Annotated in this window: 24 protein-coding genes and 1 pseudogene; 17 read left to right on the forward strand and 8 right to left on the reverse strand. The window is 65.4% G+C overall.

Annotated elements, in window-relative coordinates; all coding sequences use genetic code 11:
- Positions 1-147: 147 nt before the first annotated feature.
- The 6 genes from ACQKPE_RS08125 to mqo all read right to left on the reverse strand — a co-directional run bounded on the left by ACQKPE_RS08125 (position 148) and on the right by mqo (position 8,001).
- Positions 148-2,370: a GMC family oxidoreductase gene (locus ACQKPE_RS08125; protein WP_427664775.1), complete on the reverse strand. Its 2,223-nt coding sequence runs from the start codon at positions 2,368-2,370 to the stop codon at positions 148-150.
- Positions 2,367-2,858 carry a sorbitol dehydrogenase gene (locus ACQKPE_RS08130; protein ID WP_427664777.1) on the reverse strand — a complete coding sequence of 164 codons (492 nt, stop codon included), beginning with the start codon at positions 2,856-2,858 and terminating at the stop codon, positions 2,367-2,369. The genes ACQKPE_RS08125 and ACQKPE_RS08130 overlap by 4 nt, the downstream gene beginning before the upstream one ends.
- A 4-nt stretch (positions 2,859-2,862) precedes the next feature.
- The gene (locus tag ACQKPE_RS08135; protein WP_427664779.1) at positions 2,863-4,203 is read right to left on the reverse strand and encodes a cytochrome C; all 1,341 of its coding nucleotides are present in this window, start codon (positions 4,201-4,203) and stop codon (positions 2,863-2,865) included.
- A gap of 197 nt (positions 4,204-4,400) precedes the next feature.
- Positions 4,401-5,612, reverse strand: a complete 1,212-nt coding sequence (locus ACQKPE_RS08140) for a multidrug effflux MFS transporter (protein WP_427664781.1) — start codon at positions 5,610-5,612, stop codon at positions 4,401-4,403.
- Positions 5,609-6,175, reverse strand: a complete 567-nt coding sequence (locus ACQKPE_RS08145; protein WP_427664782.1) for a TetR/AcrR family transcriptional regulator — start codon at positions 6,173-6,175, stop codon at positions 5,609-5,611. The genes ACQKPE_RS08140 and ACQKPE_RS08145 overlap by 4 nt, the downstream gene beginning before the upstream one ends.
- A gap of 182 nt (positions 6,176-6,357) precedes the next feature.
- The gene (gene mqo, locus ACQKPE_RS08150; RefSeq protein ID WP_427664784.1) at positions 6,358-8,001 is read right to left on the reverse strand and encodes a malate dehydrogenase (quinone); all 1,644 of its coding nucleotides are present in this window, start codon (positions 7,999-8,001) and stop codon (positions 6,358-6,360) included.
- Positions 8,002-8,341: 340 nt separating this feature from the next.
- Between mqo and ACQKPE_RS08155 the strand changes: the two are divergent.
- From ACQKPE_RS08155 to ACQKPE_RS08175, 5 genes and pseudogenes are all read left to right on the forward strand, one after another.
- Positions 8,342-9,608 (forward strand): annotated as a pseudogene (locus ACQKPE_RS08155) (OprD family porin).
- Between the two features lie 157 nt (positions 9,609-9,765).
- Positions 9,766-10,701, forward strand: coding sequence for a choline ABC transporter substrate-binding protein (gene choX, locus ACQKPE_RS08160; protein ID WP_427664786.1), 936 nt, complete (start codon positions 9,766-9,768; stop codon positions 10,699-10,701).
- Between the two features lie 58 nt (positions 10,702-10,759).
- Entirely contained in the window at positions 10,760-11,659 is a 900-nt protein-coding gene (locus ACQKPE_RS08165; protein WP_427664857.1) for an alpha/beta hydrolase, read from the forward strand.
- A gap of 139 nt (positions 11,660-11,798) precedes the next feature.
- A complete protein-coding gene (locus ACQKPE_RS08170) occupies positions 11,799-12,230 on the forward strand; it encodes a PaaI family thioesterase (RefSeq protein WP_427664787.1) in 432 nt (143 codons plus the stop codon).
- A 4-nt stretch (positions 12,231-12,234) separates the two neighbouring features.
- Entirely contained in the window at positions 12,235-13,254 is a 1,020-nt protein-coding gene (locus ACQKPE_RS08175) for a zinc-dependent alcohol dehydrogenase (RefSeq protein ID WP_427664789.1), read from the forward strand.
- On the opposite strand, the gene ACQKPE_RS08180 is transcribed toward ACQKPE_RS08175, so the two are convergent.
- The gene (locus tag ACQKPE_RS08180; protein WP_427664791.1) at positions 13,241-13,714 is read right to left on the reverse strand and encodes a MarR family winged helix-turn-helix transcriptional regulator; all 474 of its coding nucleotides are present in this window, start codon (positions 13,712-13,714) and stop codon (positions 13,241-13,243) included. The genes ACQKPE_RS08175 and ACQKPE_RS08180 overlap by 14 nt on opposite strands.
- 196 nt (positions 13,715-13,910) lie before the next feature.
- On the opposite strand from ACQKPE_RS08180, the gene ACQKPE_RS08185 reads away from it, so the two are divergent.
- The 3 genes from ACQKPE_RS08185 (at position 13,911) to ACQKPE_RS08195 (ending at position 18,030) form a co-directional block, all read left to right on the forward strand.
- Positions 13,911-14,315: a DUF2946 family protein gene (locus ACQKPE_RS08185; protein ID WP_427664792.1), complete on the forward strand. Its 405-nt coding sequence runs from the start codon at positions 13,911-13,913 to the stop codon at positions 14,313-14,315.
- Positions 14,316-14,395: 80 nt separating this feature from the next.
- On the forward strand, positions 14,396-16,546 hold the full coding sequence (locus tag ACQKPE_RS08190) for a TonB-dependent receptor (RefSeq protein ID WP_427664794.1): 2,151 nt from the start codon (positions 14,396-14,398) through the stop codon (positions 16,544-16,546).
- Complete coding sequence (locus ACQKPE_RS08195; RefSeq protein WP_427664795.1) at positions 16,546-18,030, forward strand: PepSY domain-containing protein; 1,485 nt, start codon at positions 16,546-16,548, stop codon at positions 18,028-18,030. Before ACQKPE_RS08190 ends, ACQKPE_RS08195 begins: the two co-directional genes overlap by 1 nt.
- Before the next feature lie 104 nt (positions 18,031-18,134).
- Here the strand turns inward: ACQKPE_RS08195 and ACQKPE_RS08200 are convergent, their stop codons facing one another.
- Positions 18,135-20,036 (reverse strand): sigma 54-interacting transcriptional regulator, encoded by a 1,902-nt coding sequence (locus tag ACQKPE_RS08200; protein ID WP_427664797.1) that lies wholly within the window; start codon positions 20,034-20,036, stop codon positions 18,135-18,137.
- A gap of 237 nt (positions 20,037-20,273) precedes the next feature.
- On the opposite strand from ACQKPE_RS08200, the gene ACQKPE_RS08205 reads away from it, so the two are divergent.
- From ACQKPE_RS08205 to ACQKPE_RS08245, 9 genes are all read left to right on the forward strand, one after another.
- The gene (locus tag ACQKPE_RS08205) at positions 20,274-20,756 is read left to right on the forward strand and encodes an MSMEG_0572/Sll0783 family nitrogen starvation response protein (protein ID WP_427664799.1); all 483 of its coding nucleotides are present in this window, start codon (positions 20,274-20,276) and stop codon (positions 20,754-20,756) included.
- 76 nt (positions 20,757-20,832) lie between these two features.
- Positions 20,833-21,777, forward strand: coding sequence for a Nit6803 family nitrilase (locus ACQKPE_RS08210; protein ID WP_427664801.1), 945 nt, complete (start codon positions 20,833-20,835; stop codon positions 21,775-21,777).
- On the forward strand, positions 21,770-22,861 hold the full coding sequence (locus ACQKPE_RS08215; protein ID WP_427664802.1) for an MSMEG_0568 family radical SAM protein: 1,092 nt from the start codon (positions 21,770-21,772) through the stop codon (positions 22,859-22,861). The genes ACQKPE_RS08210 and ACQKPE_RS08215 overlap by 8 nt, the downstream gene beginning before the upstream one ends.
- 13 nt (positions 22,862-22,874) lie before the next feature.
- A complete protein-coding gene (locus tag ACQKPE_RS08220) occupies positions 22,875-23,438 on the forward strand; it encodes an MSMEG_0567/Sll0786 family nitrogen starvation N-acetyltransferase (protein ID WP_427664804.1) in 564 nt (187 codons plus the stop codon).
- A complete protein-coding gene (locus ACQKPE_RS08225) occupies positions 23,428-24,414 on the forward strand; it encodes a sll0787 family AIR synthase-like protein (protein WP_427664806.1) in 987 nt (328 codons plus the stop codon). Before ACQKPE_RS08220 ends, ACQKPE_RS08225 begins: the two co-directional genes overlap by 11 nt.
- A 1-nt stretch (position 24,415) precedes the next feature.
- Positions 24,416-24,742: an MSMEG_0570 family nitrogen starvation response protein gene (locus ACQKPE_RS08230; protein ID WP_427664808.1), complete on the forward strand. Its 327-nt coding sequence runs from the start codon at positions 24,416-24,418 to the stop codon at positions 24,740-24,742.
- 18 nt (positions 24,743-24,760) lie between these two features.
- Positions 24,761-25,993 carry an MSMEG_0569 family flavin-dependent oxidoreductase gene (locus ACQKPE_RS08235; protein WP_427664809.1) on the forward strand — a complete coding sequence of 411 codons (1,233 nt, stop codon included), beginning with the start codon at positions 24,761-24,763 and terminating at the stop codon, positions 25,991-25,993.
- Between the two features lie 259 nt (positions 25,994-26,252).
- On the forward strand, positions 26,253-26,468 hold the full coding sequence (locus ACQKPE_RS08240) for a type II toxin-antitoxin system PrlF family antitoxin (RefSeq protein ID WP_427664810.1): 216 nt from the start codon (positions 26,253-26,255) through the stop codon (positions 26,466-26,468).
- Positions 26,469-26,598: 130 nt separating this feature from the next.
- Positions 26,599-26,814: a hypothetical protein gene (locus tag ACQKPE_RS08245; protein ID WP_427664812.1), complete on the forward strand. Its 216-nt coding sequence runs from the start codon at positions 26,599-26,601 to the stop codon at positions 26,812-26,814.
- The last annotated feature ends 1 nt before the right edge of the window (position 26,815 follow it).

Genomic DNA, 26,815 nt, shown 5'->3' on the forward strand with positions numbered 1-26,815 from the left:
GGCCTTGTGTCGCGAAAGGGCCGCAAAGCGGCCCCAGGTTTTCGGTAGTGCTACTGAAAGTGCTGGGGCCGCTGCGCGGCCCTTTCCGACCGGTCCGGCGCCCCGGCGAGGCCGCTCCCACACAGCTACAGAGCGGCACTAAGGGGCCTACACCGACCCGAACCGCACCTCCACCGTCAGGCTGCCGACGTTATCTGTCAGGCCCGCCCCATAACGCCCATTCAGGTCGTCATTGATGCACAGCTGCAACTCCCCCTGCTGGCCACGCGGCAATTGCACCTGCTTGCCCACCAGGAACGGCGTGCCGTTGCTGCCGATACGCCCTATCAATGCCCCATCCGGTTGACCCGGCATGGTATACCCGGCCTGGCCCATCAACTTCGTGCTGCCCGCCGCATCGACCATTCCGATACCCGGGTTGGACATCCACTGCCCACCCGTGTACACCGCCAGCTGCCAGCTCTGCCCATTGACCTGCATACCGGTGCCCTGCCAGGCCTGGTTGGCCTGGACCTGCACCGTGCGCTTGAGCAGGTCGCTGGCCACCACATCGGCGGCCTGGAAGGTCAGCGCGGTGATGGTCAAGGTGGGGTTGGCGGTGCCGGTGGTGGGGAACACGCCGTCGCCGACCAGGAACAGGTTGGGGTGGTCCCAGCTGCGCTGGTCCTTGTCCACCACCGACTTGGTGCGGTCAGAGCCCATGCGGTAGGTACCCATCAAATGGCCTGCGCCGTAGAACGCATAGTTCTGGCCACCATACTCGAACACGGTCTGCGAGCCGGGCTCAAGCGTAGGGTTCAGGTCGGTCAGCTCGGTGGCGCCCATCAGCTCGGTGATGATGTGTGTAGCCGCCAGGCGCGCCTGCTTGAAGCCTTCCTTGGTGTAGTCGGAAAGTTCGTAGCTGATCTGCGGCCGAGGCAGGCCCAGGCCGTCGGTGAGCTTTTCGGCGCTCTGCACCCGGCACAACGACTTGTCGGGGTCTTTCTCGACCTGCTCGACCAGAAAGCCCAGGCGGAATTGGCGGGTCAGCACGCTGTTGAGCTGCTGCACCAACGCCTCGCCGGACAACGCCTGCAACCCGGGGTTGGCGCGACCGTTGTTGGTACCGTCGATGAAATCGCAGACCGTGGTGTACGGATCGTTCGTCGACCAGTTCCACCCCTCGTTGCCGATCTCGATACGCCAGGCCGCACGCTGGCTGCGGAACGGGCCATCACGCATGTCCTCGATGCCCGAGGTGGACAGCGGCCCGCGGAACGGGAACAGCGGCTTGCCTTCGGGCATCAGGCCCCAGGCCAGGTATACCGGGTGGTCGGCCAGCGACTGGCCGACCTGGCCACTGCTGTTGGCAACCCCATTGGGGGTGAGTGGGCTAATGGAGTTGAGCAGAAGCTTCGGCGTCTCGATCGCGTGGGCGGCGATCACGTAGCGCTTACCCTGGGCCGTGCCGTTCTGGCGCGTACCATTGTTCTGGTACTGGATGAAATCGATGCCGGTGACCCCATTGGCATCGACCTGCACCTGGCTCGCCACGGTCTGGTAGAGGATACGCACGTTGCCGGTGTCCAGCGCCTTGGCCATTGTCACGGTGGCGTCGTACTTGGCCTGGATCGGGCAGATCGGCGTGCAGCTGGTGTTGCCGGCGCACACCCGGCGGCCATTGTCGCTCTGCGAATTGCGCCCGGCCGGGGTCTGCCGAACGTTGAGGGTGATGCCTTGGTATTGAGTGCCCGTGACGTTCTTGCCCAGGCCTTGGTCGACCAGCGACGGCGGAATGCCGTGCATGCTGTATTCGTAGCCCTGCGGGAAGGTCACGCCCAGGTAGGTCTGCGACGCGACATCGGCGGACACGCCCATCTCTTCTTCGGCACGGCAGTAGGCGGTTTGCAGGTCGTCGTAGCTGATCGGCCAGTCGACGCCGACCTTGTACACAGTCTTCATGCGGAAGTCGTTGGGCAGCAGGCGCAACGCTGTGCCCATCCAGTGCCACATGGTGCCGCCACCTACTCGCTCGTAGGTGCTGGCGAACAGCTGCGGCCCGTTCTGCACCAGGTAACTTTTCTGCACCTTGTTCGGATCGGTACTACCAGCGGTGATCAAGTCCTGGATGGTCGCCCGTGGCGCGAACTGGGTGGCCGGGGTCTGCTCGGTCTGCTCGGGTGGGTACGGCGCCTCGGGCGCCTTGAGCACAGCGGTATAGAAACGCTCCAGGTACTCGCTGCGGTTCGGCGGAATGGCCGGGCCCGACTCGAGCACCAGCACTTTCAAGCCGGCCAGGCCCAACTGATAGGCCATGACACTGCCAGCCATGCCGGCGCCCACGACGATCACATCGGCGGTTTCGATGTTCTGGGTTTGTACATTGCTCATGGCTGCTGCCCTTCCTTGGCGTCGACACCGGTGAATTGCTTGAGGGTCGGTGGCTGCTCGGCCCAGTAACCGAAGTGGTACTGGCTGTAGCCCATGGGGTGGGATTGGGCGATCTTCCACGCCCAGCTTTCCTTGTAGGCCTGGTCGGATACCACAGTGGTATCGCCGGTATGCGCGCTGCCCTGGTCATACGGCTGGTACCAGCTGCCGAGCAGCCACAGCTTCATGATCGAGCGTGCGCCCTGGGCGATCTGCGGGTCGGCATTGCCCAGCACGGCACTGGCGATTTGCGCAGGCGGCTGGCTCTGGATGCTGGCGTACAGCTCCAGCAGGTTGCTGAACGCGGCGGTGCCCATGCCTTGCTGGGCGGTGGAGAAGAACAGCGGCGGCAGGTTGATCGGGTCGACGGAAGGCGCCAGCAGCTTGGCCGACAGGCCAGTGAGCACGGCGGACAGGTTGATGAAGTTCTGCAGGTTCTGGTCGCTCATGGCATCACTCCTTGGCGCCGGTGGATTGGGCACGTTCAAGCAGGAAAGTGAAATCGGCGAAGCTGGTACGCGGAGACTGGGTCACCCGGGTGGTTGCGTTGTTGTGGCATTCCATGCAACTGGACGAGGCCTGCGGCGTGGTGCCCTGGTTGTAGGTTTCCAGGGTGGCGTTGGCCAGGAAGGTCGGTGCAGGCGTGCCCAGCGGGTTGGTCGGCGATGGCACTTGGCAGTCATCGGCCGGGTCGGTCGGCCACTGGGTGCTGATCAGGTGGTAGTTGGCCCAAACCGTGCCCTTGAGCGCGCCTTGCCACTGTGCGTTGAGCTGCTGGGTAGCGGCGGTGAGCGGAATTTCCCGCACGATCTGCGAAGGCGTGGCTTTCTTCGACGGGTCCCACGGTTGCGCTGGCGGCTCGTTCACCGGGCGGTCGCTGGCCTGGGCGTCGTAGAACAGGTAGGGGCCTTTGCGCTCGTTCATCGGCGTGGTCTTTTCCGGCACGTTGCGTACGTGCTCGAAGCTCGACCACACCCACTGCGGCGCGCCTTCGGTCTTGTGCACGATGTGCAGGCCAACCAGCCCGACCTTTTGCGCGCTGCACGACTCGGGGATCACCGCGCCCTTGTTCGGGTCGGCATTGCCGGGGGTGTAGACCAGGGCGTCGACGGCGTGGAATTCCTGCGGGTTGTCATTGCCGCCAAGCACCTTCCAGGCCGACTTGACCATGATCGAGCCCACCTGCTGGGCCTTCTGCGAACCGCAGGAGAAGGCGATGCGGTTGTCGGCCTTGCTGAAGAACGCCTGCTGGCCTTCCTTGCTGTACAGGCCATTGTTGACGATGTCGTTGAACATCGGCTGGTTGACCATGATCGCGTTGCGCGTGTAGGTGCCGTTCTGGTCCACCAATGGGCCGGTCTTGAAGGGCTGGATGAATTCGTCGAGCACCCCGGCAACCTTGCCCATCTGTTGCAGCACGGGCAGGTCACCCTTGCCCTGGCAGGCCGCAGGTACAGGCGCCTGCTGGTCCCAGGCGACCGGTTTCTGGCCTTGGGGCAGGAAGATCTCGTAGCTCTCTTTCCACGATTCCCACACGGTCTGGCCGGGCGCGCCGATCTTCGCCGAGGTGTTGGCGCTGCCATCGGCATTGGCGGGCCAGTTGAGGGCGACGAAGGTCTGCCACGACAGCACATCGAAGTCGTGTTGCAGGTTCTCCAGGGTGAAGGGGGGGTTGGCGGTGACGTCGAAGGGGATGGTGGGGGATAGAACGGGTGGGCCGGCAGAGTCGGCCACGGCGAACACGCTGGTGAAGCTCGCCCCCAGGTACGCCAAGTGTTTCAGGGTTATTTTCATTATCGTCTCCTCAGCAGGTAATGCATCGGGACGACGAGGCGTACAGGCCCTTCATGGACCGAATATTCAGCGTTATCCCTGACGCTACGATGCAGGCTAGACCTCGCGCTGAACCCGTCAGGGATATCCGACAAACGGTAGGGATAAATACTACGCTAACATTGTCTAATTGCGTCTTGCTTCGATCTAGAGCGGCTTCAGCTCGCGACCGGCGCTACCTTCTCCCGCGCCGCCGGCAGCAGGAACAGCACCAACGCCGCCCCCGTGGCCAGCGCCAGCACCTGGGCCAAGGACACACTGGCCAACTGCGGCAACGACAGCGCCAACGACGACGCGACCGCCGCCATGCCCATCTGCAAGAAGCCGATTAGCGCCGAGGCCAGCCCGGCCTGGCGGGGAAACGGCTGCAACGCCACCGCCGTACCCACCGGGTTGGCCAGCCCCATGCCGAACAAAAACACCGTCATCGCCAGCGAGAAGCTCAGCAGCGTCAGGCTGTGCGCCCAGGCCATCAGCAACAACGCGCCCAGCAACGCCAACCCAGCCCCTGCCGGCATCACCTTAGCGGCGCCGAAGCGATGCACAAGGCGCGGCGACAGCAGCCCCGCCGCGAACACCACCAGCACGGTGAGCGCGAAGAACACCCCCAGTTGCAAGGCCGACAGCCCCAGCTGCCCCATCAGTACGCCCGGCGCGCTGGCGAAGAAGGCATACAGCGCACCGATCACCAAGCCCACTGCCAGGGCCGGGCGGGTGAAACGCCAATCGCCAAGCAGGCCAAGGTAGCCACGGGCGACCATGCCAAGGGAAATGGGCGAGCGCATGATCCACGGCAGGGTTTCGCCGACCCGCACAACGTACAGCCCCCCCACCAACACACTGAGCGCACCGACGAACACGAACGCTGCACGCCAGCCGAACGCGGTGTCGAGCAAACCGCCGATCAGCGGCGAGAAACCCGGCGCCGAGGCCATGATGACCATGGTGAACACCAGCACCTTGGCCAGCGCCTCGCCATCGAACAGGTCACGGGCAATCGCCCGCGCCAGCACCGACACCGCACACACGCCCAGGGCCTGGACCACGCGCCCGGCAAGCAATACCGGCAGGGACTCGGCCAAGCCGCAGAGGGCGCTGCCGATCACGAACACCAGCAGCCCACCGAGCACCAGCGGCTTGCGGCCGAAGGTGTCGGCCAAGGGCCCGACCAGCAACTGGCCCAGGGCGAAGGTGATGAAGAAGCTGCTGAGGATCAGCCCCATGCCCTGGGCGTCAGCCTGCAACGCCTGGGCGATGGCCGGGAAGGACGGCAGCATGATGTTGGTCGACAGCGCGCCCAGGGCCGCCAGGCCGCCTAGCAGAAACAGCAGGCCGGCGCTGGCCCGGCGTGGCGATTCGACCTGGCTCATGCCTTCGCTCCTTGCTGGTTCACGGCGTGCTGCGCTGCGTGGCGCAAGCCTTGGGCGAGCGCAGGGTCATCCACCGCACGTGACAGCACCAGGCCGCCAACCAGGGTGGCCAGCGTGGCCATGGCCCGTTGCCGGTCGCCATCGAGCAGTTCTTCGAGGATGCCGAGGAAGGCTTCGACACCCTGGGTGAACTCGCTGCGCACTTCAGGCCCCTGGCGCGCGGCATCCGGCGCCAGGGCGGCGAGCACGCAGCCCTTGGCGCTGGCGTGCTGGTGGCGGTCGGACAGGTAGAAGCTCGCCAGTGCCGCCAGGGCGCCGTCGGGCGAGGTATCGAGGGTGGAACGCCAGTAGGCGGCGTTGTTCGCCAGGCCCTGCTTGCAGGCCTGGCCGATGAGGTCGTCCTTGGATTGGAAATGGCCGTAGAAGGCGCCGCGGGTCAGGCCTGCGGCCTGCATCAGGTCGTTGATGCCAATGCCGTCGAAACCCTTTTCACGGAAAAGCTGGCTGGCCGAATCGAGGATCCGGTCACGGTTCAGGGCGTTCTGTTCTCTGCTGACCTTCATGGCGGTGGTCCGTGGCGGCGGGAATATTCAGGATGATCGACATGATTGGTAATAATGTCAATCGACATGATTAAGCCTTGAAACGCTCCCACAGAGACCGCCAAGCATCGGTTCAAGCACCAACAAAAAAGCCACGAGGCCGCCGTCAAGCGACCTCGTGGCTTTCGCCGACGCAATGGACCTTACAGGGCCATGTCGTTGACTGGCTTGCTTTCAACAGGAGCAGTGGACTGCGAACCGGTACCCGTGCCGACGCTCTGGTCGATAACCGGAGGCTTCTCCAGTTGCAGCACTTCAGCGGTGTAGTTCCAGCTCTTCTGCACCGCAGCCGGCGAGTCGTTCAGCTTGGTGCCGTAGCTTGGCACGATCTCGCGAATACGGGCCTGCCACTCAGGGGTAGCGACCTTCTCCTTGAACACCGTTTCCAGCACGGTGAGCATGATCGGCGCTGCGGTCGAAGCACCTGGCGAGGCACCCAGCAGGCCCGCGATGGTGCGGTCCTGGGAAGCCACGACCTCGGTGCCCAGCTTCAGCACGCCGCCCTTCTCTTCGTCACGCTTGATGATCTGCACGCGCTGACCGGCCTGCCACAGGCGCCAGTCTTCCTTCTTCGCCTCTGGGAAGTAGGTCTGCAGCGCCGCGAAGCGGTCATCGTCAGACTGCATCACTTGGCCTGCGAGGTACTCCACCAGCGGGTACTGCTCGATGCCCACGCGGGTCATCGGCCAGACGTTATGCATCGTGGTGCTGCTCAGCAGGTCCAGGTACGAGCCGTTCTTCAGGAACTTGGTCGAGAAGGTAGCGAATGGCCCGAACAGGATCACGCGCTTGCCGTCCAGCACGCGGGTGTCCAGGTGCGGTACCGACATGGGTGGCGCGCCGGTCGAGGCGATGCCGTAGGCCTTGGCCATGTGCTGCATGGCAACGGTCGGGTTCTCGGTCACCAGGAACGAGCCGCCGACCGGGAAACCTGCGTATTCCTTGGCTTCAGGAATGCCCGACTTCTGCAGCAGCTTCAGCGCGCCGCCGCCGGCACCGATGAACAGGAACTTGGCGTCGGTCGCGGTGGTGGTACCGTCCTTCAGGTTCTTGTACTCGACGTGCCAGGAGCCGTCTTCGTTGCGGGAGATTTCCTGCACTTCGCTGGACAGCTTGAGCTTGAAGTTGTCGCGGGTTTGCAGGTGGCCGACGAACTGGCGGGTGATCTCGCCGAAGTTCACGTCGGTGCCGATCGGGCTCCAGGTCACGGCCAGCTTCTGGCTCGGGTCACGCCCTTGCATCATCAGCGGTACCCACTTGGCGATCTGCGCGTGGTCCTCGGAGAACTGCATCGAGCGGAACAGCGGGCTGGCTTGCAGCGCGTCGTAGCGCTTCTTCAGGAAGGCGATGTTGTCGTCGCCCCAGACGAAGCTCATGTGCGGGGTGGTGTTGATGAACGAGTGCGGGTTCTTCAGCACGCCCTGGCGAACCTGCCAGGACCAGAACTGGCGCGACACCTGGAAGGCTTCGTTGATTTCGATGGCCTTGGAGATGTTGACCTTGCCGTCCTTGTCCATCGGCGTGTAGTTCAGCTCGGCCAACGCGGAGTGGCCGGTACCGGCGTTGTTCCAGCCGTTGGAGCTTTCCTCGGCGACGCCATCGAGGCGCTCGACCATCTCCATCGACCAGCTCGGCTCCAGCTCGCTGAGCCAGACGCCCAGGGTGGAACTCATGATGCCGCCGCCGATCAGCAATACATCGACTTTCTTGGCCTCGTCGGCGTGCGCTTGCATGAAGCTCGCCGCGATGGCCAGACCCAGCAAGGTCTTGCCAGCTTTCTTGAACATTGATCACTTCCAGTCAGTGAGGAACGGAGGGCCTGTGGCTGACCCCGGTATTTCTGTTCTTCAGCGCAGGCTTGTTGTTGATCATTGTACGGCAGCCAGAGAACTGTTGCGCGAAACAGCTTTATCTGATTGACAGGTCAAGCTGAAACGGTTGCGGATTGTAACTGAAACGCCAGCACAAACAAATTGGCGACTGATAGGCAACGCGACGGGTTGTCCCAGCCCCGCACACTTGAGCCCAACTCAACGCAGACGGGCGTTTTACTCGATTGCCGGGCCAGGTGGCGGCTTCCTAGCATCGACCGCGGACACTGACACAACAACAAGAGAGTGCCGCCCCATGCCACGACCCCATCGAGCTGCCCCGCGCGGGCACCGTCGCTACGTCACACCTTCGCTCGCCGCCTGCACACTCGGCCTAGGCCTGTGCAGCCCACCCGCCCATGCCGATTTCCTTGCAGACAGCAAGGCACGCCTGGATTTGCGCACCTTCTATTTCAACCGCGACTTTCGCCAACCTCAGGCGGCGCAAAGCAAGGCCGAGGAAGCGGCGCAGGGTTTTATCCTGAGGTACGAGTCGGGCTACACGAGCGGCCCGGTCGGCCTGGGGCTGGATGCCCTGGGCCTACTCGGGGTGAAGCTCGACGCCAGCCCCGAACGCGGCGGCACCGGGCCGCGCCCAGGACGAGTACGGCGAACTGGGCCTGACCGCCAAGCTGAAGGTGTCGCAGAGCACCTTGAAGGTCGGCTCGCTGTTCCCGGCGCTGCCCGTCGCCCTGGCCAACGACACCCGCCTGCTGCCACAGACCTTCCGCGGCGCCTGGCTGCAAGGCAACGAGTTCAAGGACCTGACCCTGAACCTTGGCCGCCTGGACCGGGTGAACCTGCGCAACTCCTCGGACAACCAGCGCATGCAGGTCTTCAATGGCGCCGCGCGCAACATCGTCCTGGGCCGCCACAAGGACAGCGACGCGCTGGACTTCGCCGGTTTCGACTACCGCTGGAGCCCAACCCTGACCACCGGCTACCACTACGCCGAGCTCGATGGCATCTACCGCCAGCACTACCTGACGCTGGGCCACACCCTGGACCTTAAACGCGCCGGCACGCTCTCCAGCGACCTGCGCTGGGCCAGCAGCCAGGATGCCGGCGGCAGCAATGTCGACAACCGGGCCTTCGGCGCGATGTTCAGCTACCGGCTGGGCGCGCACCGGCTGGGCCTTGGCTACCAGAGCATGGCGGGCGACACCGGTTTCGCCTACATCGCAGGTGCCGACGGCTACCTGGTGAACCTGGTGCAGATCAACGATTTCGGCAATGCCGACGAACGCTCCTGGCAGCTGCGCTACGACTACGACTTCGCCGCGCAGGGCGTGCCGGGCCTGACCCTGATGACCCGCTACCTGAGCGGCGACAACGTTTCCGTGCGCGGACGAGCCGCAGAAGGCAAGGAATGGGAGCGCAACACCGACCTCACCTACACGATACAAAGCGGCACCTTCAAGGGCCTGTCAGTGAAGTGGCGCAATGCCACGGCGCGTAGCAACTTCACCAGCGATATCGACGAGAACCGCCTTATCCTCAGCTACAGCCTGCCCCTGCTCTAAGCGGGCACCCTCCACCTTGGTCGCCAGCGTGCAAATGCTGGTCGCCAGGGTGCGATTTTCCCCACGTGTCTGACCGTACCTTGGTAGCCGCCGCGCGCGCGTGGCACATGACCGTAATAACGATAACTATCCGTCGCCATGGACCAAGGACAACGTCATGAAGCTCTCGCTTAGCGCAGCCGCCTGCGCCGCACTGCTCACCCTCACCGCCAATGCCTGGGCCGCAGAACCGTCGGCCTGCCAGAACGTGCGCATGGGCTCGGTGAACTGGACCGACGTGGTGGCCAGCAGCGCCGTCGCCGAAGCACTGCTCGATGGGCTGGGCTACAAGGTCAAGCAGACCAGCGCATCACAGCAGATCATCCTCGGCGGCATGGCCGAAAAGCGCCTGGACGTGTTCCTCGGCTACTGGCAGCCGACCATGCGCCCCGTGGCGCAACCCTACCTGGACAAACAGCAGATCGAGGTCATCAGCCCCGCCACCCTGGATGACGCCCAGTCCACCTACGCCGTACCGGCCTACGCCTATGACGCCGGGCTGAAGACCTTCGCCGACATCGCCAAATTTCGCGAAAAGTTGAGCAACAAGATCTACCTGATCGAACCCGGCAGCGGCATGAACCGCATCACCGCGCAGATGATCGCCGAGGACAAATTCGGCCTGAAGGGTTTCCAAGGCGTCGAGTCCAGCGAGGCGGGCATGCTCGCGGCGGTCAAACGGGCAGTGAACAAGCAGGAGTGGGTGGTGTTCGCGGGCTGGAAGCCGCACCCGATGAACTTGCAGATCGACATGAAGTACCTCTCCGGCAGCGAGGATGCGTTCGGCCCCGACGAAGGCTCGGCCACGGTCTCGATCATGACCGCCGCCGGCTACCAGCAGCAGTGCAGCAACGTGGCCAAGCTGCTGCACAACCTGCGCTTCACCAGCCAGGGCGTGAGCGAGGTGATGGAGCCGATCCTGGCCCGCACCGCGCCGCTGGAGGCCGCCCGCGCCTGGCTCAAGGCCCACCCCGAGCAGGTGCAGGCCTGGCTCGACGGGGTCACCACCTTCGATGGCAAGCCCGCCACACCGGCCCTGCTGGCAGCCCAATGACGTGCACGCTGGAAAAGGAAGTCCTGTGAGCCCATCGCACTTTCCACTCTCCGCCGGCATGACGGCGTTCATCGAGCACACCCGCAGCTTCGCCGCGCGGGATGCCAGCCTGGCCGCGCAGCGCGACGCCTATTCGCGCATGGCGGCCGCCTTTACCCCGGCGCAGCCGCCTGGCTTGCAAGTACGCGATCTGCTGTTGCCGGGGCTGGCGCCGCTGCGTCTGTTCCGGCCGTCAGGCGATGCACCGGCCAGCGGTTGGCCGGTGCTGTTGTTCCTGCACGGCGGCGGCTGGATGCTGGGCGACCTCGATTCCCATGCGTTCTTCTGCGCCGAGCTGGCCGCCCGCCTGCAACTGCTGGTGGTGGCGGTGGACTACCGGCTGGCGCCGGAACACCCCTTCCCCGCCGCCCTGGACGACAGCCTGGCCGCCTGGCGAGCGATACGCGACGGCACCTTGCATGAACCCATCGACCGTGGCCGCCTGGCAGTGCTGGGCGACAGCGCCGGTGGCAACCTGGCCGCCGCCCTGTGCCTGGCCCTGCGCGAGGCAGGTGAAGCGCAGCCACGCTTGCAGGCACTGGTGTACCCGGCGCTGGGCGACCACGACACTGCCTCACGCCACGCCTGCGCCGACGCCCCGCTACTGTCGACCCAGGACCTGCACGATTGCCTGGCCAGCTACCTGCCCGAGCCCTCGCAGCGTCACCAGCCCCTGGCGCTGCCCTTGCACGCCCAGGACCTTCGCGGCCTGGCGCCGGCTTTCGTCGGCGTCGCCGAATTCGACCCCCTGCGCGATGACGGCCTGCACTACGTACAACGGCTACGTGCGGCCAGCGTACCTGCGCACTATTTTCCAGGTCCGGGGCTGGTGCATGGCTGCCTGCGCGCCCGGGCGCTCCCGGAGGTGCAACCGCTGTACCAGGCGCTGTTCGACGCGCTGGAGCACAGCCTGCGATAGCGTGGCGGTTCTGCCATGAATACGGCAGAATCGCCACCGCCCTTATCACATCAATACTGTTGACCCGAAAACCTCTGCGCCATTAGCGTGGTCATGTCCCTGTTTGCATCCGTACCCCTCTCTACCGGAGCAGCCATCCATGACCGACACCCCCACCTCAGGCCTGCAAGCCCTGCATGCCCTTATCCGCGGCGACCTGCCCGCGCCTTCCATCGGCCAGACCATGGGCATGACCGCCGTGGACGTGGCGCCAGGGCGCATCACCCTGCAGGCGCGGCCCGACGAGCGTCACCTCAACCCGGCAGGCGCGGTGCATGGCGGGTTCGCCGCTACCTGCCTTGACGGCGCGGCGGCGCTGGCGTTGTTCTCGACCCTGGAAACCGACACCGTTCACGCCACCGTTGACCTCAACGTCAAGTACGTGCGCCCCCTGCACGCCGGCCAGGTGTACCAGGTGCAGGGCTGGGTGGTGGAACGCACCCGCAGCCTGGCGATCTGCGATGCGCAGCTGGTCGACGACAGCGGCAAGCTGTACGCCAAGGCCACTACCACCTTCGTCATTCGGGGGTGATGCCATGCGCGCACTGATCGTACGCGGCCCAGGGCAACTGGCCTGGGAACAGGCGCCCTCCCCCAAGCTGTCCAGCGCCCGCAGCGCGTTGGTACGCCCCATCGCCTCGGCCTCCTGCGACCTGGACCGGCGCCTGATCGCAGGCCTCACCCCGTTCAAGCCGCCCTTCGCCCTGGGCCATGAATGCGTGGCCGAGGTACTGGAGGTGGGCGGCGAGGTGGCCAGCGTGCGCCGTGGCGACCTGGTCTCGGTGCCCTGGAAGATCGCCTGCGGCGAATGCGCACAGTGCCGCGCAGGCCGAGGCACCGCCTGCACCTCGGTGCCGCGCCTGGCAGCCTATGGCGTGCCGGCTGGGGGTAATTGGGGCGGGTTGTTTTCGGAGCTGGTCGAAGTGCCCTTCGCCGATGCCATGCTGGTGCCGCTGCCACCGGGCCTGGACCCACTGGCCGTGGCCAGCGCCAGCGACAACCTGACCGATGCCTGGGTCGCCACCAGCCGCCCGCTCGCCACGCGGGAAAACGCTCGGGTGCTGGTGGTCGGCGGCACCGAGAGCCTGGGCGTGCTGGCCGTGCAGATGGCCAACGCGGCAGGCGCTGCGAGCGTGGACTACCTCGACGACAACGACTACCGCCGCGAGCTGGCCGTACGCAGCGGTGCCAACGTGGAACTGGAGCCGGTGCTGGACGAGCGCTACGACCTGGTGGTCAGCGCCACCCGTGACCCGCAGGCCCTGCACCGTGGCCTGCTGGCCCTGGCCCCCGGCGGGCACTGCTCGTGCATCGGCATCCTCTTCGAAGACCCGAAGATCCCGCTGTTCGGCATGTACCTGCGCGATGTGACCTTGTCGGTGGGGGTGTGCAACGTACGCCCGCACATCCCGAAAGTGTTCGACCTGGTCGCCAGCGGGCGCTGCGACCCTTTGCTGGTGAGCCCGACCGTGGTGCCCTGGCAGGAAGCGCCCGAGGCGCTGATACAGCCACTGGCCAAGTGCATCGTGGTGCGCGAGCGCATCACGGCCGGTTGAGGTGCCCGGCCAGCGACAGCATCACCGCCTCCCAGGCCTGCTGGCCTTGCTCGTCGGTCTGGGCGAACGCCTCGCGCAGCAGTTTGCGCTCCAGCTCCGTGGCACTGCGCTCCACCGCCTGGCCCGCCTCGGTGAGCGCCAGCAGCTTGAAGCGATGCCGCCCCGGTTCGCGGCTGTAGCCCACCAGTTCACGTTCGAACAGGTGCGACAACGGGCGGTGCGCCGCTTGCTTGCTGACCCCAAGCGTCGCTGCCAGGTCGCCCACGCTGAGGTGTTCGGCGCGGGCGATGACGTACAGGATGCGATGGTGCACCCGCGATAGCCCCAGCGTCGCCAGGTAAGCGTCGGCCTCCACCGTCAGCCCGCGAAAGCCGAAGTGCAGCAGTTCCAGCGCGTGGTCCAGCGGGTCCAGCGATGTCATGCGCACGGCGGCAGTGTTGATCTTTTTTTCGATAACCATGGTGTCCTCGACTGGGCTGTGACGAAGCCTACGGTTTTCCGTAGCGCCTGAACAACTGCCCAGGCCGAACCGGCGCGTGTAAATTCCTAGCGTCCCCCGCGAATCGTCCTAACCTCAGAACAGGCCTTTTCAGGCGATACAAACGCTGTAGAATCCGCTCGCCTATACCCTTCCCCACTCCATCCGAGCATTGCCGATGAAGCTGGCCCGCCAAACACGATCGCAGGTTGCCTGGGTGCTGTATTTCAGCATCCTGCTCAGCTCGTTGCTGTGTGCCGTGGGCCATGGGCAGATGGCCGGCCTGCAACTGAGTGGCCTGGGCGATGCAGCCTGGTGTGCCACGGACAGCAGCGGTGCCGCATCCAGCAGCCACCACGGCGGCAGTCACGACAGCGGCGACATGGCAATGCCCAGCGGCGCCGACTGCATGATCACCAGCCTGTTCAGTGCCACCTTGCTGGCCGCGCTCTTCGGCCTGCTGGCCCTGCTTGCCGGCGAAACCACCCGCCCCCTGCCCAGGCAGCCCGCCCCGCCGTTACCCAAGCAACGTTGGCCGTTAGTCAACCCTCGCGCCTCCCCCGCCCTGCTTCCCGCGCTTTGACATTTTGACATCGCCACGCCTCGCCGCCGCATCCTCGGCCGCGCGCGTGCCGCTATCGATTTCAGCCAGGAAGCATTCGAATGTTCCGCATGACCACTTTGGCGCTGCTCGTTGGCAGCGCAACCAGCGCCTGGGCGCAGCATGCCCCCGTCACCCTGCCCGACAGCAACGTCAACGCCACCTTTGATGAGCCCGAAGGCACCCGCCTGAACCTCGACCGCACTGTCGAGAGCGGCTCGCGCCTGAACCTCAGCGCCCGGCAAAACCCGGCCTCGGTCAGCGTGGCCGACCGTGAAACCATGGAGCGCATCGGCGCGCGCAACTTTCAGGATGCCGCCAACGCCCTGCCCGGGGTGAACGCCTCCGCGCCGCCGGGCTTCGGTGGCTTCGTGGCGTACCGCGGCTTCAACGGTGCGCAGATCAGCCAGCTGTTCAACGGCATCAACGTGCAATACGGCGCCGCTGCGCGGCCGGTCGGCGCGTGGATCTACGACCGCGTGGAGCTGCTCGGCGGCCCCTCGTCGTTCCTCAATGGCAGCGGTGCGGTCGGCGGCAGCCTGAACATGATCACGCGCCTGGCCAGCCGCGACGCCGACAGCTTCGAAGGGCGTGTCAGCTATGGCCGCTACGACACCTGGGAAACCTCGGTGGGCGCCAACCAGGCGCTCAACAGCGGCGACGGGCCACGCCACTACGCGCGCCTTGACTACAGCCGCACCCACACCAACGGCTACATCGACCGCCAGGAAAACGGGGCCGGCAACCTGGCCTTCTCGCTGCTCAGCGACATCAACGACCAGCTCTCCCACACCCTGGCCATCGAATACCTGGAAGAAAAAGAGGACAGCCCGTACTGGGGCACACCAGTGCTGCAACCGGCGCTCGGCACCCTGAAGATCGACAAGAGCAACCGCTTCAAGAACTACAACGTCGACGACGGCCGCTATGAACAGCGCACCCGCTGGCTACGCTCGATCACCGACTACCGCTTCGACGACAGCACCGCGCTGCGCAACACCTTCTACCACTACAACGGCCAGCGCGATTACCGCAACCTTGAGGTGTATCGCTACAACGCCGACAACAGCGCCATCAGCCGCTCCAGTGGCTTTCGCCAGCGCCACGACCAGGAAGTGAACGGCAACCGCATCGAGCTGACCCACCTGGGCCACCTGTTCGGCCTTGCCAGCGACTGGGCCTTCGGGGTCGACTACAGCCGCAACCAGCAGACCAACTACCCGCTGTCCAGGGGCGCGTTCGACACCGTCGACCCCGGCAGCTTCGACCCGGGCGATTTCCTCGACATCCCCGGCATGGACGCGCCGCGCGCCAAGGGCCGCAGTACCACCACCGACACCTCGGCGGCCTTCGTCGAGAACCGCACGCGCCTGACCGACCAACTGTCGCTGGTCACCGCGCTGCGCTACGACCATATCGATTTCGACCTGTTCGACCATGTCGCGCGGGCCAAGCTGGACCGGCGCTGGGACGCCTTCACCGGGCGCCTGGGCCTGGTCTACGACCTCACCTCCAACATCAGCCTCTACACCCAATACAGCACCTCGGCCGAGCCCCCAGGCGGCACGCTGACCAGCGCCTCGATCGGCCAGGTCGGCGACCTCGACCTGAGCACCGGGCGCCAGGTGGAAGTCGGCAGCAAGCTGGACTTCCTCGACGGGCGCGGCACCGCCACCGCCGCCGCCTACCGCATCGTGCGCAAGAACATCTCGGTGCCCTCCTCGACCGTGCCCAACACCACCGAGCAGGCCGGCCAGCAGACCTCCACCGGCATCGAGCTGGCGGCCTCGTTCAAGGTCACGTCCAAGCTGCTGGCGGCCGGTAACTTCGCCTGGGTGAACGCCGAATACGACGAGTTCAACGAAACCATTGGCGGCGTGGTGTACTCGCGCAAGGGCAAGAACCCAGTGAACATTCCCGACCGCGTGGCCAACCTGTGGCTGACCTATGACCTGGCCCCTGGCTGGCAAGTGGGTGCCGACGCCCGCTACGTCTCCGCCGCCTACGCCAACACGGCCAATACCGCATGGGTGCCTTCGTACACGGTGTACGGCCTGTCGATGACCCACGACCTGGACCAGCATGTGCAGTTGAGCGCACGCCTGCGCAACCTCACCGATGAGGTGTATGCGCGCTTCATCCACCAGAGCAACGTCCAGTACTACGTGGGTGAACCGCGCAGCCTGGAAGTGGCTGTGCAGTGGCGCTACTGATGAAGGCCCTCAAGCGCCAGCTGTACCTGTGGCACCGCTGGCTGGGCATCGTTGCTTGCGCGTTCATGGCGCTGTGGTTCGTCTCTGGGGTGGTGATGCTGTATGTCGGCTACCCCAAGCTGACCCCCGCCGAGCGCCTGGCCCACCTGCCTGCGCTGCCGCCAGGGTGCTGCGCCGAGCTGCCGCAAGCTTGGGCGCAGCAGCCCTTGAAGGGGCTGCGCCTGACCAGCCTGGCAGGCAAGCCGCACTACCTGCTGGAGCTTGCCGACGGCCGTCGCCTGGCCTTCGACGCGGCCAGCGGCGCGCCCCTGTCCAAGGTCGACGATGCCTGGGCGCTGGCCAGCGCCCGGCAGTACGCAGGCGATGCGCCAGTGACCTACCAGGGCACCCTGGACGAGGACATGTGGACGCATTCGCGCGCCCTCGACGCCGAACGCCCGCTGCACCGCGTGCAGGTGGACGATGCAGACGGCACCTGGCTGTACCTGTCGGGGCGCACAGGCGAGGTGGTGCGCGATGCCACTTCCGAGGAGCGCGCCTGGAACTGGGTCGGCGCCTGGCTGCACTGGCTCTACCCGCTGCGCGGTGGGTTCGGCTTCGACAACGGCTGGCGCGTGCTGGTGATCGGGCTTTCGCTGGTCGGCAGCGTGACGGCGGTGCTGGGCATGGTCGTCGGCACCCTGCGCCTGCGGGTGCGCAAGCGCTACCGCAGCGGCTCGTGCAGCCCATACAGCGGCGGCTGGCTGCGCTGGCACCATATCGGCGGCTTGTTGTTCGGGGTGCTGCTGGTGCTGTGGGTGTTCAGCGGGTTGATGTCGATGCGCCCGTGGGGGCTTACCGCCAGTGATTCGCGGCTCGACCTCAAGGCCTTGCAGCAAGGGCCGCTGCGTGCGGCGGACCTCAGCCAGCCAGTCGCCCAGGCGCTGGCCGCGTTGCAAGACGAGCCGGGCTTCGTGCCGGTGGAGTTGTACTGGCGGCGCCTGGCCGACAGCACCTACCTGGTGGCGCGCAATGCGGCCGGCAGCAGCCGCGTGCTCGAGGCTGGGATGCCGGTAGCCAGCCAGTTCCCCCGCGAACGCTTGCTGGCAGCGGCACAAGCCATCGCACCGCAGCTCACGCCCGAGGTCGACTGGCAGACCCGCTACGACTTCCACTACTTCGCCCGCGACCCACAAAGCATGTATGGCTTCCAGACTCGCCCACTACCGGTGCTGCGCCTGCGCTTCGCCGACCCGGCCGCGACCTGGATATACCTGGACCCTGCCAGCGGCGAGCTGGTCGCCAGCCACGACCAGGCGCAACGCAATGGCCGCTGGTTGTTCAACCTGCTGCATAGCTGGGACTGGCAGCCATTGCTGGAACGGCCGCTGCTGCGTGAAGGGCTGATCATCACGTTCAGCGTGGGTGGGCTGGTGGTATCGTTGAGTGGGGTGGTGCTGGGGTGGCGGCGATTGCGCCCTGGGCAACGACGCAAAACCCTGTAGGAGCGGGCTTGCCCGCGAAGCAGTCAGCGCGGTGCATGGCCGGGGCTCTGCCCCCGGTTCGCGGCGGTGCGGCGATCCGACAAGCCCGCTCCTACAGGGTTGCTTCAGTCGCCGCCGATCCCCAACCGCTTTAGCCGCGAAGCCAATGTAGTCGGCTTGATGCCCAACAGGTGCGCCGCGCCATCCTTGCCGAACAGCTTGCCGTCACACGCCTGCAACGCTGCCAGGGTGTTGTCGCGCTCCAGTGCACGCAGTTGTTCGTCGGTCAGTATCGTCGCCTGTGTAGGCGTGCTACGCGGCATACGGCTGCTGGGCACATCATCGGGCAGGTCGATGGCAAGGGTATCGCCCTGGGCGGTAATCAACGCCCGCTCGATCACGTTCTGCAACTCGCGGATATTGCCCGGCCAGGCATAGCGTTGCAGGCGTTCCATGTCCACGGTGCGCAGGCGCTTGCCCGGCAGGTTCAGGCGCCGGCCCACTTCGCTGATGAAATGCATGGCCAGCGGCGCGATATCCATCGGCCGCTCGCGCAAGGCCGGCGATTGGATCGGGAACACGTTCAAGCGGAAATACAGGTCTTCGCGAAAGCGCTTGGCCTGCACTTCTTCACGCAGGTTGCGGTTGGTGGCCGCGACGATGCGCACATCGACCTTGCGCGTGCGCTCCTCGCCCACCCGTTCGAACTGGCCTTCCTGCAACACCCGCAACAGCTTGCTTTGCAGGTCCAGCGGGATCTCGCCAATCTCGTCGAGGAACAACGTACCGCCATCGGCCAGCTCGAAGCGCCCGACACGGTCGCGCACTGCGCCTGTGAACGCACCGCGGATATGCCCGAAGAACTCGCTTTCGAACAGCTCGGCCGGAATAGCCGCGCAGTTCACCCGAATCAGCGGGTACTTGCTGCGTCTGCTCGCCTGGTGGATGGCGCGGGCGATCAGCTCCTTGCCGGTGCCCGACTCGCCGTGGATCAACACACTGGCGTCGGTAGGCGCCACCACGTCGATCTGCCTGATGATCTTGAGGATCGGCTCGCTCTGCCCAACGATCTCGCGGTAGTTGTGCTCGATGTGGATTTCTTCCTGCAAATAGGCGTTTTGCTCCTCCAGCCGCGCCTTGAGCTGCTTGAGTTCCTCGAGTGCGGTTTGCAGTTGCAGTTCGGTGGTGCGCCGCTCGGTGATGTCGCGAAACACCACCACCGCGCCCACCAGGCGGCTGTCGGAGATGACCGGGGTGCTGGTGAACTCCACCGGGAAGCAACTGCCATCGCGCCGCCAGAACACCTCCTGGCGGCCTTCGTGTACCACGCCATCGTGCACGGCGCGGTAGATCGGGCAGTCCTCCACCGGGTAGTGCGAACCATCGGCATGGCTGTGGTGGTGAATGCGGTGGATGTTCTTGCCGATCATGTCGGCCGGCTCCCAACCGAGCATGCGCGCACCGGCAGGGTTGACGAAGGTGGCCAGGCCTTGGTTGTCGATGCTGTAGATACCGTCGCCCACGGCGCTGAGCAGCAGTTGGTTGTCGCGCTCGGTTTCCTTGAACAGGTTGAGGATGTTGCGCCACTCCAGCAGCCCGCCGCGCATGGCCCGCTCGGTTTCGGCCTGGTCCTGCTGGTAGCGCTGCTGGCTCTGCTCGCGCAGCACCAGAATGATTTGCGTCTGGCCCTTTACCTGCAACGCGGTGGCCTTGATCTCGAGCTCGATGCGCTCGCCGCTCTTGCAGTTGCAACTGAGCTCGTCGCTCCAGCCCTGGCCCTTCTCCAGCACTGCCTGGCTGAACACGATCAGGTCGGCCAACTGGTGCCCGAACAGCTTGCTCACCGGCAGCAGCAACAACTCCTGGCGCGGGTAGCCGAACAGTTTGCAGGTGGCGATGTTGAGGTCGCTGAAACGGTCGGCGTAGGGGTCGAGCAAGGCGATGGCATCGGCACAGTGCTCGAACACCATGTGCCGCGACGCGTAGGCCAGGTCCGCCCATCCACTGAGGTAATCGGTCTCGGACATCGTACGAAATCTCGCAGTCCACATTACGAATAATCGTAGTTCTACGCGTTTGCGTAGTGCGCGAACAGGCTCAGATCATCGTCGAAAAACCGTATCAGATACGTATTTCCAGTGAAATCAAACCCTTAGTCCACGTTAAAAAAACCTGCAACCGCCTGGCACGCCCTTCGCAATTCTCCTTCGCAACGATCCGCCGCACCGGCGATCACCACAGCGATAAAAACCGGAGAAGACGATATGCCTACCGTGGACATTTCCCACTACCAAGACGGCGATTTCTTGGTCAATTACGAAGAGAAAGTCTTCGAAGACGTCAAAGCCGAACCGGGCGAAAAAGCGCTGCTGACCTTCCACACCATCGCCTTCGAAGGCTCCATCGGCCTGGTCAACCTGCTGCAAGCCAAGCGCCTGCTGCGCAAGGGCTTCGAAACCAAAGTGCTGCTGTACGGGCCAGGCGTGCAACTGGGCGTGCAACGCGGCTTCCCCACCCTGGGCACCGAAGCCTTCCCCGGCCACCTGGCGGTGAACAACCAGCTCAAGGCCTTCATGAGCGAAGGCGGCGAGGTGTACGCCTGCCGCTTCGCCCTGCAAGCGCTGTATGGCCAGACCGAAAAAGCCCTGATCGAAGGCATTCGCCCGATCAACCCGCTGGATGTCATGGACCTGCGCCTGCTGATGCGCCGCGAAGGCGCGCTGATCATCGACACCTGGACCGCCTGACGCCCTGCACGCCGCTGTGCAGCGAGCGCTGCGCAGCGGCGACACCTTCTACCGCCCCAACCAAGGACCCCAGCCCATGCCCGTCATCCGCGCCGCCGCCGTTCAGTTCAGCCCCGTGCTCTACTCACGCCAGGCCACCGTCGACAAACTCTGCGGCCAATTGCTGGAATTGGGCCGCGAAGGCGTGCAGTTCGCGGTATTCCCTGAAACCGTGGTGCCCTACTACCCCTATTTCTCCTTCGTGCAGCCGCCCTTCGCCATGGGCGCGCAACACCTGAAGCTGCTCGAGGAATCGGTGAGCGTGCCCAGCGACGCCACCCGGCAGATCGCCGACGCCTGCCGCGAGGCCAATATCGTCGCCTGCATCGGCATCAACGAGCGCGACGGCGGCACGATCTACAACGCGCAACTGCTGTTCGATGCCGACGGCACCCTGCTTCAGCATCGGCGCAAGATCACCCCCACCTACCACGAGCGCATGGTCTGGGGCCAAGGCGATGGCTCGGGGCTGCGCGCCTGCAACAGCGCCGTGGGCCGCATCGGCGCCCTGGCCTGCTGGGAGCACTACAACCCGCTGGCCCGCTACGCGCTGATGGCCGATGGCGAGCAGATCCACGCGGCGATGTTCCCAGGTTCGCTGGTGGGGCCGATCTTCGCCGAGCAAATGGAAGTGACCATCCGCCATCACGCCCTGGAAAGCGGCTGCTTCGTGGTCAACGCCACCGCCTGGCTGGACGAGCAGCAGCAAGACCGCATCATGGCCGACACCGGCTGCGCCCGCGAGCCGATCTCCGGCGGCTGCTTCAGCGCCATCATCAGCCCCGAAGGCAAGGTACTGGCGCGCAAGACCGAAGGCGAAGGCTATATCGTCGCCGACCTGGACCTGGCGCTGATCGACAAGCGCAAGCGCATGATGGACTCGGTGGGCCACTACAGCCGCCCGGAACTGCTCAGCCTGCTGATCGACCGCCGCCCGGCCCTGCACGTGCACGAGCGCCGCGAGGTGGCCGAGCATGAATAGCCCAGTGATCGCCAGCGACCTGCTGGCCGAGCTGCAATGCCACGGCGTGCGCTGGCAGGGCGCGGATGGCCTGAGCCGCAAGGGCGGCGCCGGCCCCTCCGACCACAAGGCGCTGACCTTCGGCGAGCGTACCGCCATGGTGCCGATGCTCAACCGCGCCTCGCTGGATTCGCCCTACAGCGCCGTGCCCGATGCCAGCGGCGGCCAAGCCCTGATCTTTCGCGAAGGCCTGCAAGTCGGCCAGGTGCAGATGCCGGGCGTGCCGAACTTCTACGCCCTGAGCACCGACGATGGCGTGCCCTTCTGGAAGATCGCCACCCTGCACAGCAAGGACGTGCTGGCCACCACCTTGTTGCAACACTGCATCCGCATGAACGATGCCGCCACCGCCTGCCAGTTCTGCGCGATCAACCAGTCGCTGGCCAGCGGCAAGACCATCGCCCGCAAGCGCCCGGCGCAACTGGCCCAGGTGGCCAAGGCGGCGGTGCAGCTCGATGGTGTGAAGCACATGGTGATGACCACCGGCACCCCGCAAACCCCTGACCGTGGCGCGGCGATCCTGTGCGAATCCGCCGCCGCGGTGACCGCCGCCGTCGACCTGCCGATCCAGGCGCAGTGCGAACCGCCAGACCACGACCACTGGTTCACTCGCCTGAAAGACAGCGGCGTGGTGTCGCTGGGCATGCACCTGGAAGCGGTCACCGACGCCGTGCGCCAGCGCATCATGCCGGGCAAGGCGCAGGTGCCGCTGTCGCGCTACTTCAGCGCCTTCGAAGCAGCGGTCAAGGTGTTCGGCCACGGCCAGGTCAGCACCTACATCCTCGCCGGGCTCGGCGACAGCGAAGACGCCATCGCGCAGATGAGCGAGCGCCTCGCGGCCATGGGCGTGTACCCCTTCGTGGTGCCCTTCGTGCCGATCGACAACACCCCGCTGGCCCACCACCCCAAGCCCGACAGCGCGTTCATGCAGCGCCTGTACCCACGCATCGGCGCCAGCCTACGCCGCCACGGGCTGCATTCGGAACGTATCAATGCCGGCTGCGCCAAATGCGGCGCCTGCTCGGCGCTCAAGAACCACGAGTGACAGGAGCCCTGCCATGGCCGAACTCGCCTTCGCACTGACCCACGATACGTTCAACGACTTTCTCGCTGGCGAACTGCGGGTCAAACCGGCCAGCGAGGCCTGGGAGCGCAGCGGCTACTACGCCTTGCGCCGGGCGGTGTTCTCCGACGAGCAGCGTCTGCTGGAGCAGGACAAGGACGAGCGCGACTTCCAGGCCATCGCCATCGTCGCCGTGGCGCACCAGTGCGGCATGCCCGAGCAGGTCATCGGCGCCGTGCGCATCTACTCCACCGCCCCCGGCGTGTGGTACGGCGGTCGGCTGTGCGTCGAGCGGCGCTACCGGCGCCACGCGATGATCGGCAAGGCGCTGGTCAACGAAGCGGTTGCGCGGGCCATCGACCTGGGCTGCGAGACCTTCCTGGCCACTGTGCAACAGGCCAATGAAAGCTATTTCCACAGCCTGCACTGGGACAGCCTCGAAACCCTCGAGCTGCTCGGCCAGCCCCATGTGCTGATGCAGGCCAGGCTTGCCGACTATCCCTTCATGACGCGCCAAGTGGCGCTGTTGCGCGCGCAGGTGGCACACCATGCACACTGACCTTCCCACCTTGCTCGCGCGCCTGGCCGACATCCCCGCCATGCGCGCCAAACAGGCCATCCAGCACCCGGCGCGGGTGCTGCCTGCCACGGGCAGCGAGCGCGACGCATTGTATGCACTGCCCGGCGACGACACCGCGGCCATCCGCTGCGGCGACCAATACCAGTTGCTGGCCATCGAAGGCATGCTGCCGCAATTCGTCGAGCAGGCGCCGTGGTTCGCCGGTTGGTCGGCGGTGATGGCCAATGTCAGCGACATCACTGCCATGGGCGGGCGCGCCAGCGCAGTGGTCAACGCCTACTGGCACCACGACGAACAAGCCGCCGAACAGATCCTTCTGGGCATCCGCGATGCCTGCCAGGCCTACGGCCTGCACCTGGCCGGCGGGCATACCAGCCAGGCGCCTGGCAACCCGGCGGCACTGGCCGTGGCCATCACTGGCTGGGCCAGGCGCCTGCTGTCGACCCTGCACGTCGCGCCTGGCCAGTGCCTGGCCATGGTGGTCGACCTGGACGGCCAATGGCACGGCGAGGCGCCCTACTGGAAAGCCTTCGAAGGCGTACCTGGCGAACGCCTGCGGGCCAAGCTGGATGTGATACCGCGCCTGGCCGAAGCCGGCCTGCTGCTGGCCGCCAAAGACATCAGCAACGCCGGCCTGCTCGGCACCTTGCTGATGCTGCTCGAGCCCACCGGCTGCGGCGCCCAGCTCGACCTGGACCGCCTGCCCCGCCCCGCCGACGCGCCGCTTGAGCGCTGGCTGCAAGCCTTCCCCAGCTACGGCTTCCTGCTGACCCTGGCCGCCGAGGACCTGCCCAAGGTGCAAACCGCCTTCGCCTTCGAGGGCCTGCACTGCGTCGCCATCGGCCAGATCGACGACAGCGCCCGCCTGCACGTCAGCCTGGGCCCGCAACACCAGCAATTCTGGAACCTGCACACCCATCCCTTTACCGGCTTCAGCTACCCCGAGGAACCCTGACATGCCCGCCGTGAACATCCGCCTGCGCTGGCCCGACGGCCAGGAAACCGACACCTACTCGCCGTCCACCACGGTCCACGAATACTTCGCAGTCGGCCAAAGCTACCCGCTGGAGCACTTCATGCGCCTGGCGGAAAACGCCCTGAACGCCGCCTCCGAACGGGTGCGCGAGGTCAAGGGCTTCTATTGCAGCTCGGCCATGGACAGCCTCGGCGGCCTGCGCATACGCGCCCGGCAATACCCTGACCCACAGCAGTGCGTCACCGTCCTGGACATCCGCCAATACGGCGCCAGCCCCGTCAACTACGCCGCCTTCGGCGACATCTGAACCTTGAGGACACCCTCCATGACCCACTATCGTGCAATCGTCGTCGGCGGCGGCCAGGCCGGGCTTTCGGCCAGCTACTACCTGCAACAGCAGGACATCGACCACCTGGTGCTGGAGAAACACAGCCTCACCCACACCTGGCGCAGCCAACGCTGGGACGCCTTCTGCCTGGTCACGCCGAACTGGCAATGCAGCCTGCCCGGCCACCCCTACAGCGGCGACGACCCGCACGGTTTCATGAAGAAAGCGCAGATCATCGACTACCTCGACGCCTTCATCGCCAAGGTCAACGCCCCGGTGCGCGAAGGCGTTGCAGTGCAGCGCCTGACTGCTCGCCCCGAGGGCGGCTACCTGCTCAACACCAGCGCCGGCGACTTCAGCGCCGACCAAGTGATCGTCGCCAGCGGTGGCTACCATACGCCGATCATCCCCACCCTGGCCGAGCGCCTACCCAGCGGCATCCAGCAGATCCACTCCGAGCAGTACCGCAACCCCCAGGCGCTGCCTGAAGGTGCGGTGCTGGTGGTCGGTTCCGGCCAGTCCGGCGCGCAGATCGCCGAAGACCTGCACCTGGCCGGGCGCAAGGTGTTCCTGGCCGTGGGCGATGCGCCGCGCTGCGCGCGCTTCTATCGCGGCAAGGACGTGGTCGACTGGCTGGCGCAGATGGGCTACTACGACATCGATGTCGACCGCCATCCACTGCGTGAAGGCGTGCGCGACAACACCAACCACTACGTCACCGGGCGCGACGGCGGGCGCGACATCGACCTGCGCCGCTTCGCCGAAGAGGGCATGCAGCTGTTCGGCCGCCTGGAATCGCTCGACGGCAGCGTGCTGCGCTTTGCAGACGACCTCGCCGCCAACCTGGATGCCGCCGATGCCGTGTACAACCGCATCAACGCCAGCATCGACAAGTACATCGCCGAGCACGGCATCGACGCCCCGGCGGCCAGCCGCTACGAGCCGCAATGGCGCCCGGAACACGACGCCACCGCGCTGGAACTGGAAGGCTCGGGCATCACCAGCATCATCTGGTGCATCGGTTTTCGGCCTGACTTCAGCTGGGTGGATGCGCCGGTGTTCAGTGGCCGCGGGTACCCCGGCCACAAACGTGGGGTTACCAGCCTGCCGGGCCTGTACTTCCTCGGTCTGCCTTGGTTGCACACCTGGGGTTCCGGGCGTTTCAGTGGCGTGGCGCGGGATGCCGAGTATGTGGTTGGGCACTTGGCCGGGCGGCAGCAGGCTCAGTAGACGCTCACCGGGTAACCCAAGGCCCTCAAGGCCTTGCTGGTGCGGCCATTGCGCGGCGGCACCACCTCCGGCCGCGCCCAGCCGACCACTTCGGCCAGCGAGTTCAGACCGTAGCGCGGGATGCTCGCCCAGCATGGTATAGGCGCAGCCAGATCTCGTTGTCCGGCCCTTTATAGAGCACGTAGTGCATCTGCACTTACTTACCGATGCATCCGCATTAACATGAATGCCACTGCAACTGATTTGGAACCGTAACATCATGGCCAAAACACTCGACATGGCACTCATGCTGCCCGACCACTACCAGATCAATGTCCGCCCCGACGACGAGACCCTGAGCTTTCTAGCACGCGACATCACCAACCATCCCGAACATCTCCAAGCCGTGAGCTCAAACCTTTTGGCGCGAATCCATTCACTGGTAGGTGACGTTACGGTCGATCTAGACGCCCATTTATCGGCGGATGACGAATAAGCCAAGACCTATTTTGTGGCCGTTCGCGGGCAAGCCCAACATCGACCGCCCCGTTCTGAAGAACAACGCAATCCTGTGGGAGCGGCCTTGCGTCGCGAGAGGGGCGCGTAGCGGCCCCAGGATTTTGGAGATGATGCTGAACGTGCAGGGGCTGCTTTGCAGCCCTATCGCGACACAAGGCCGCTCCCACAGGCATCGCGAAAACCTTGCGGCTGCGAACAAGACAGTTGCTCCTGCACTTGGTCCTGAAGCAGGAAGATTCAATAGGCTAAACGCAAGGCGAATCTCAGTGGCGCTACCAGAAAAAAACCAAATCGAATATCAATATTTATTTTTCTTCGTTTGAG

It is taken from the genome of Pseudomonas sp. NPDC089554, from assembly GCF_050280645.1.
In the GTDB taxonomy this organism is placed as follows: Bacteria; Pseudomonadota; Gammaproteobacteria; order Pseudomonadales; family Pseudomonadaceae; genus Aquipseudomonas.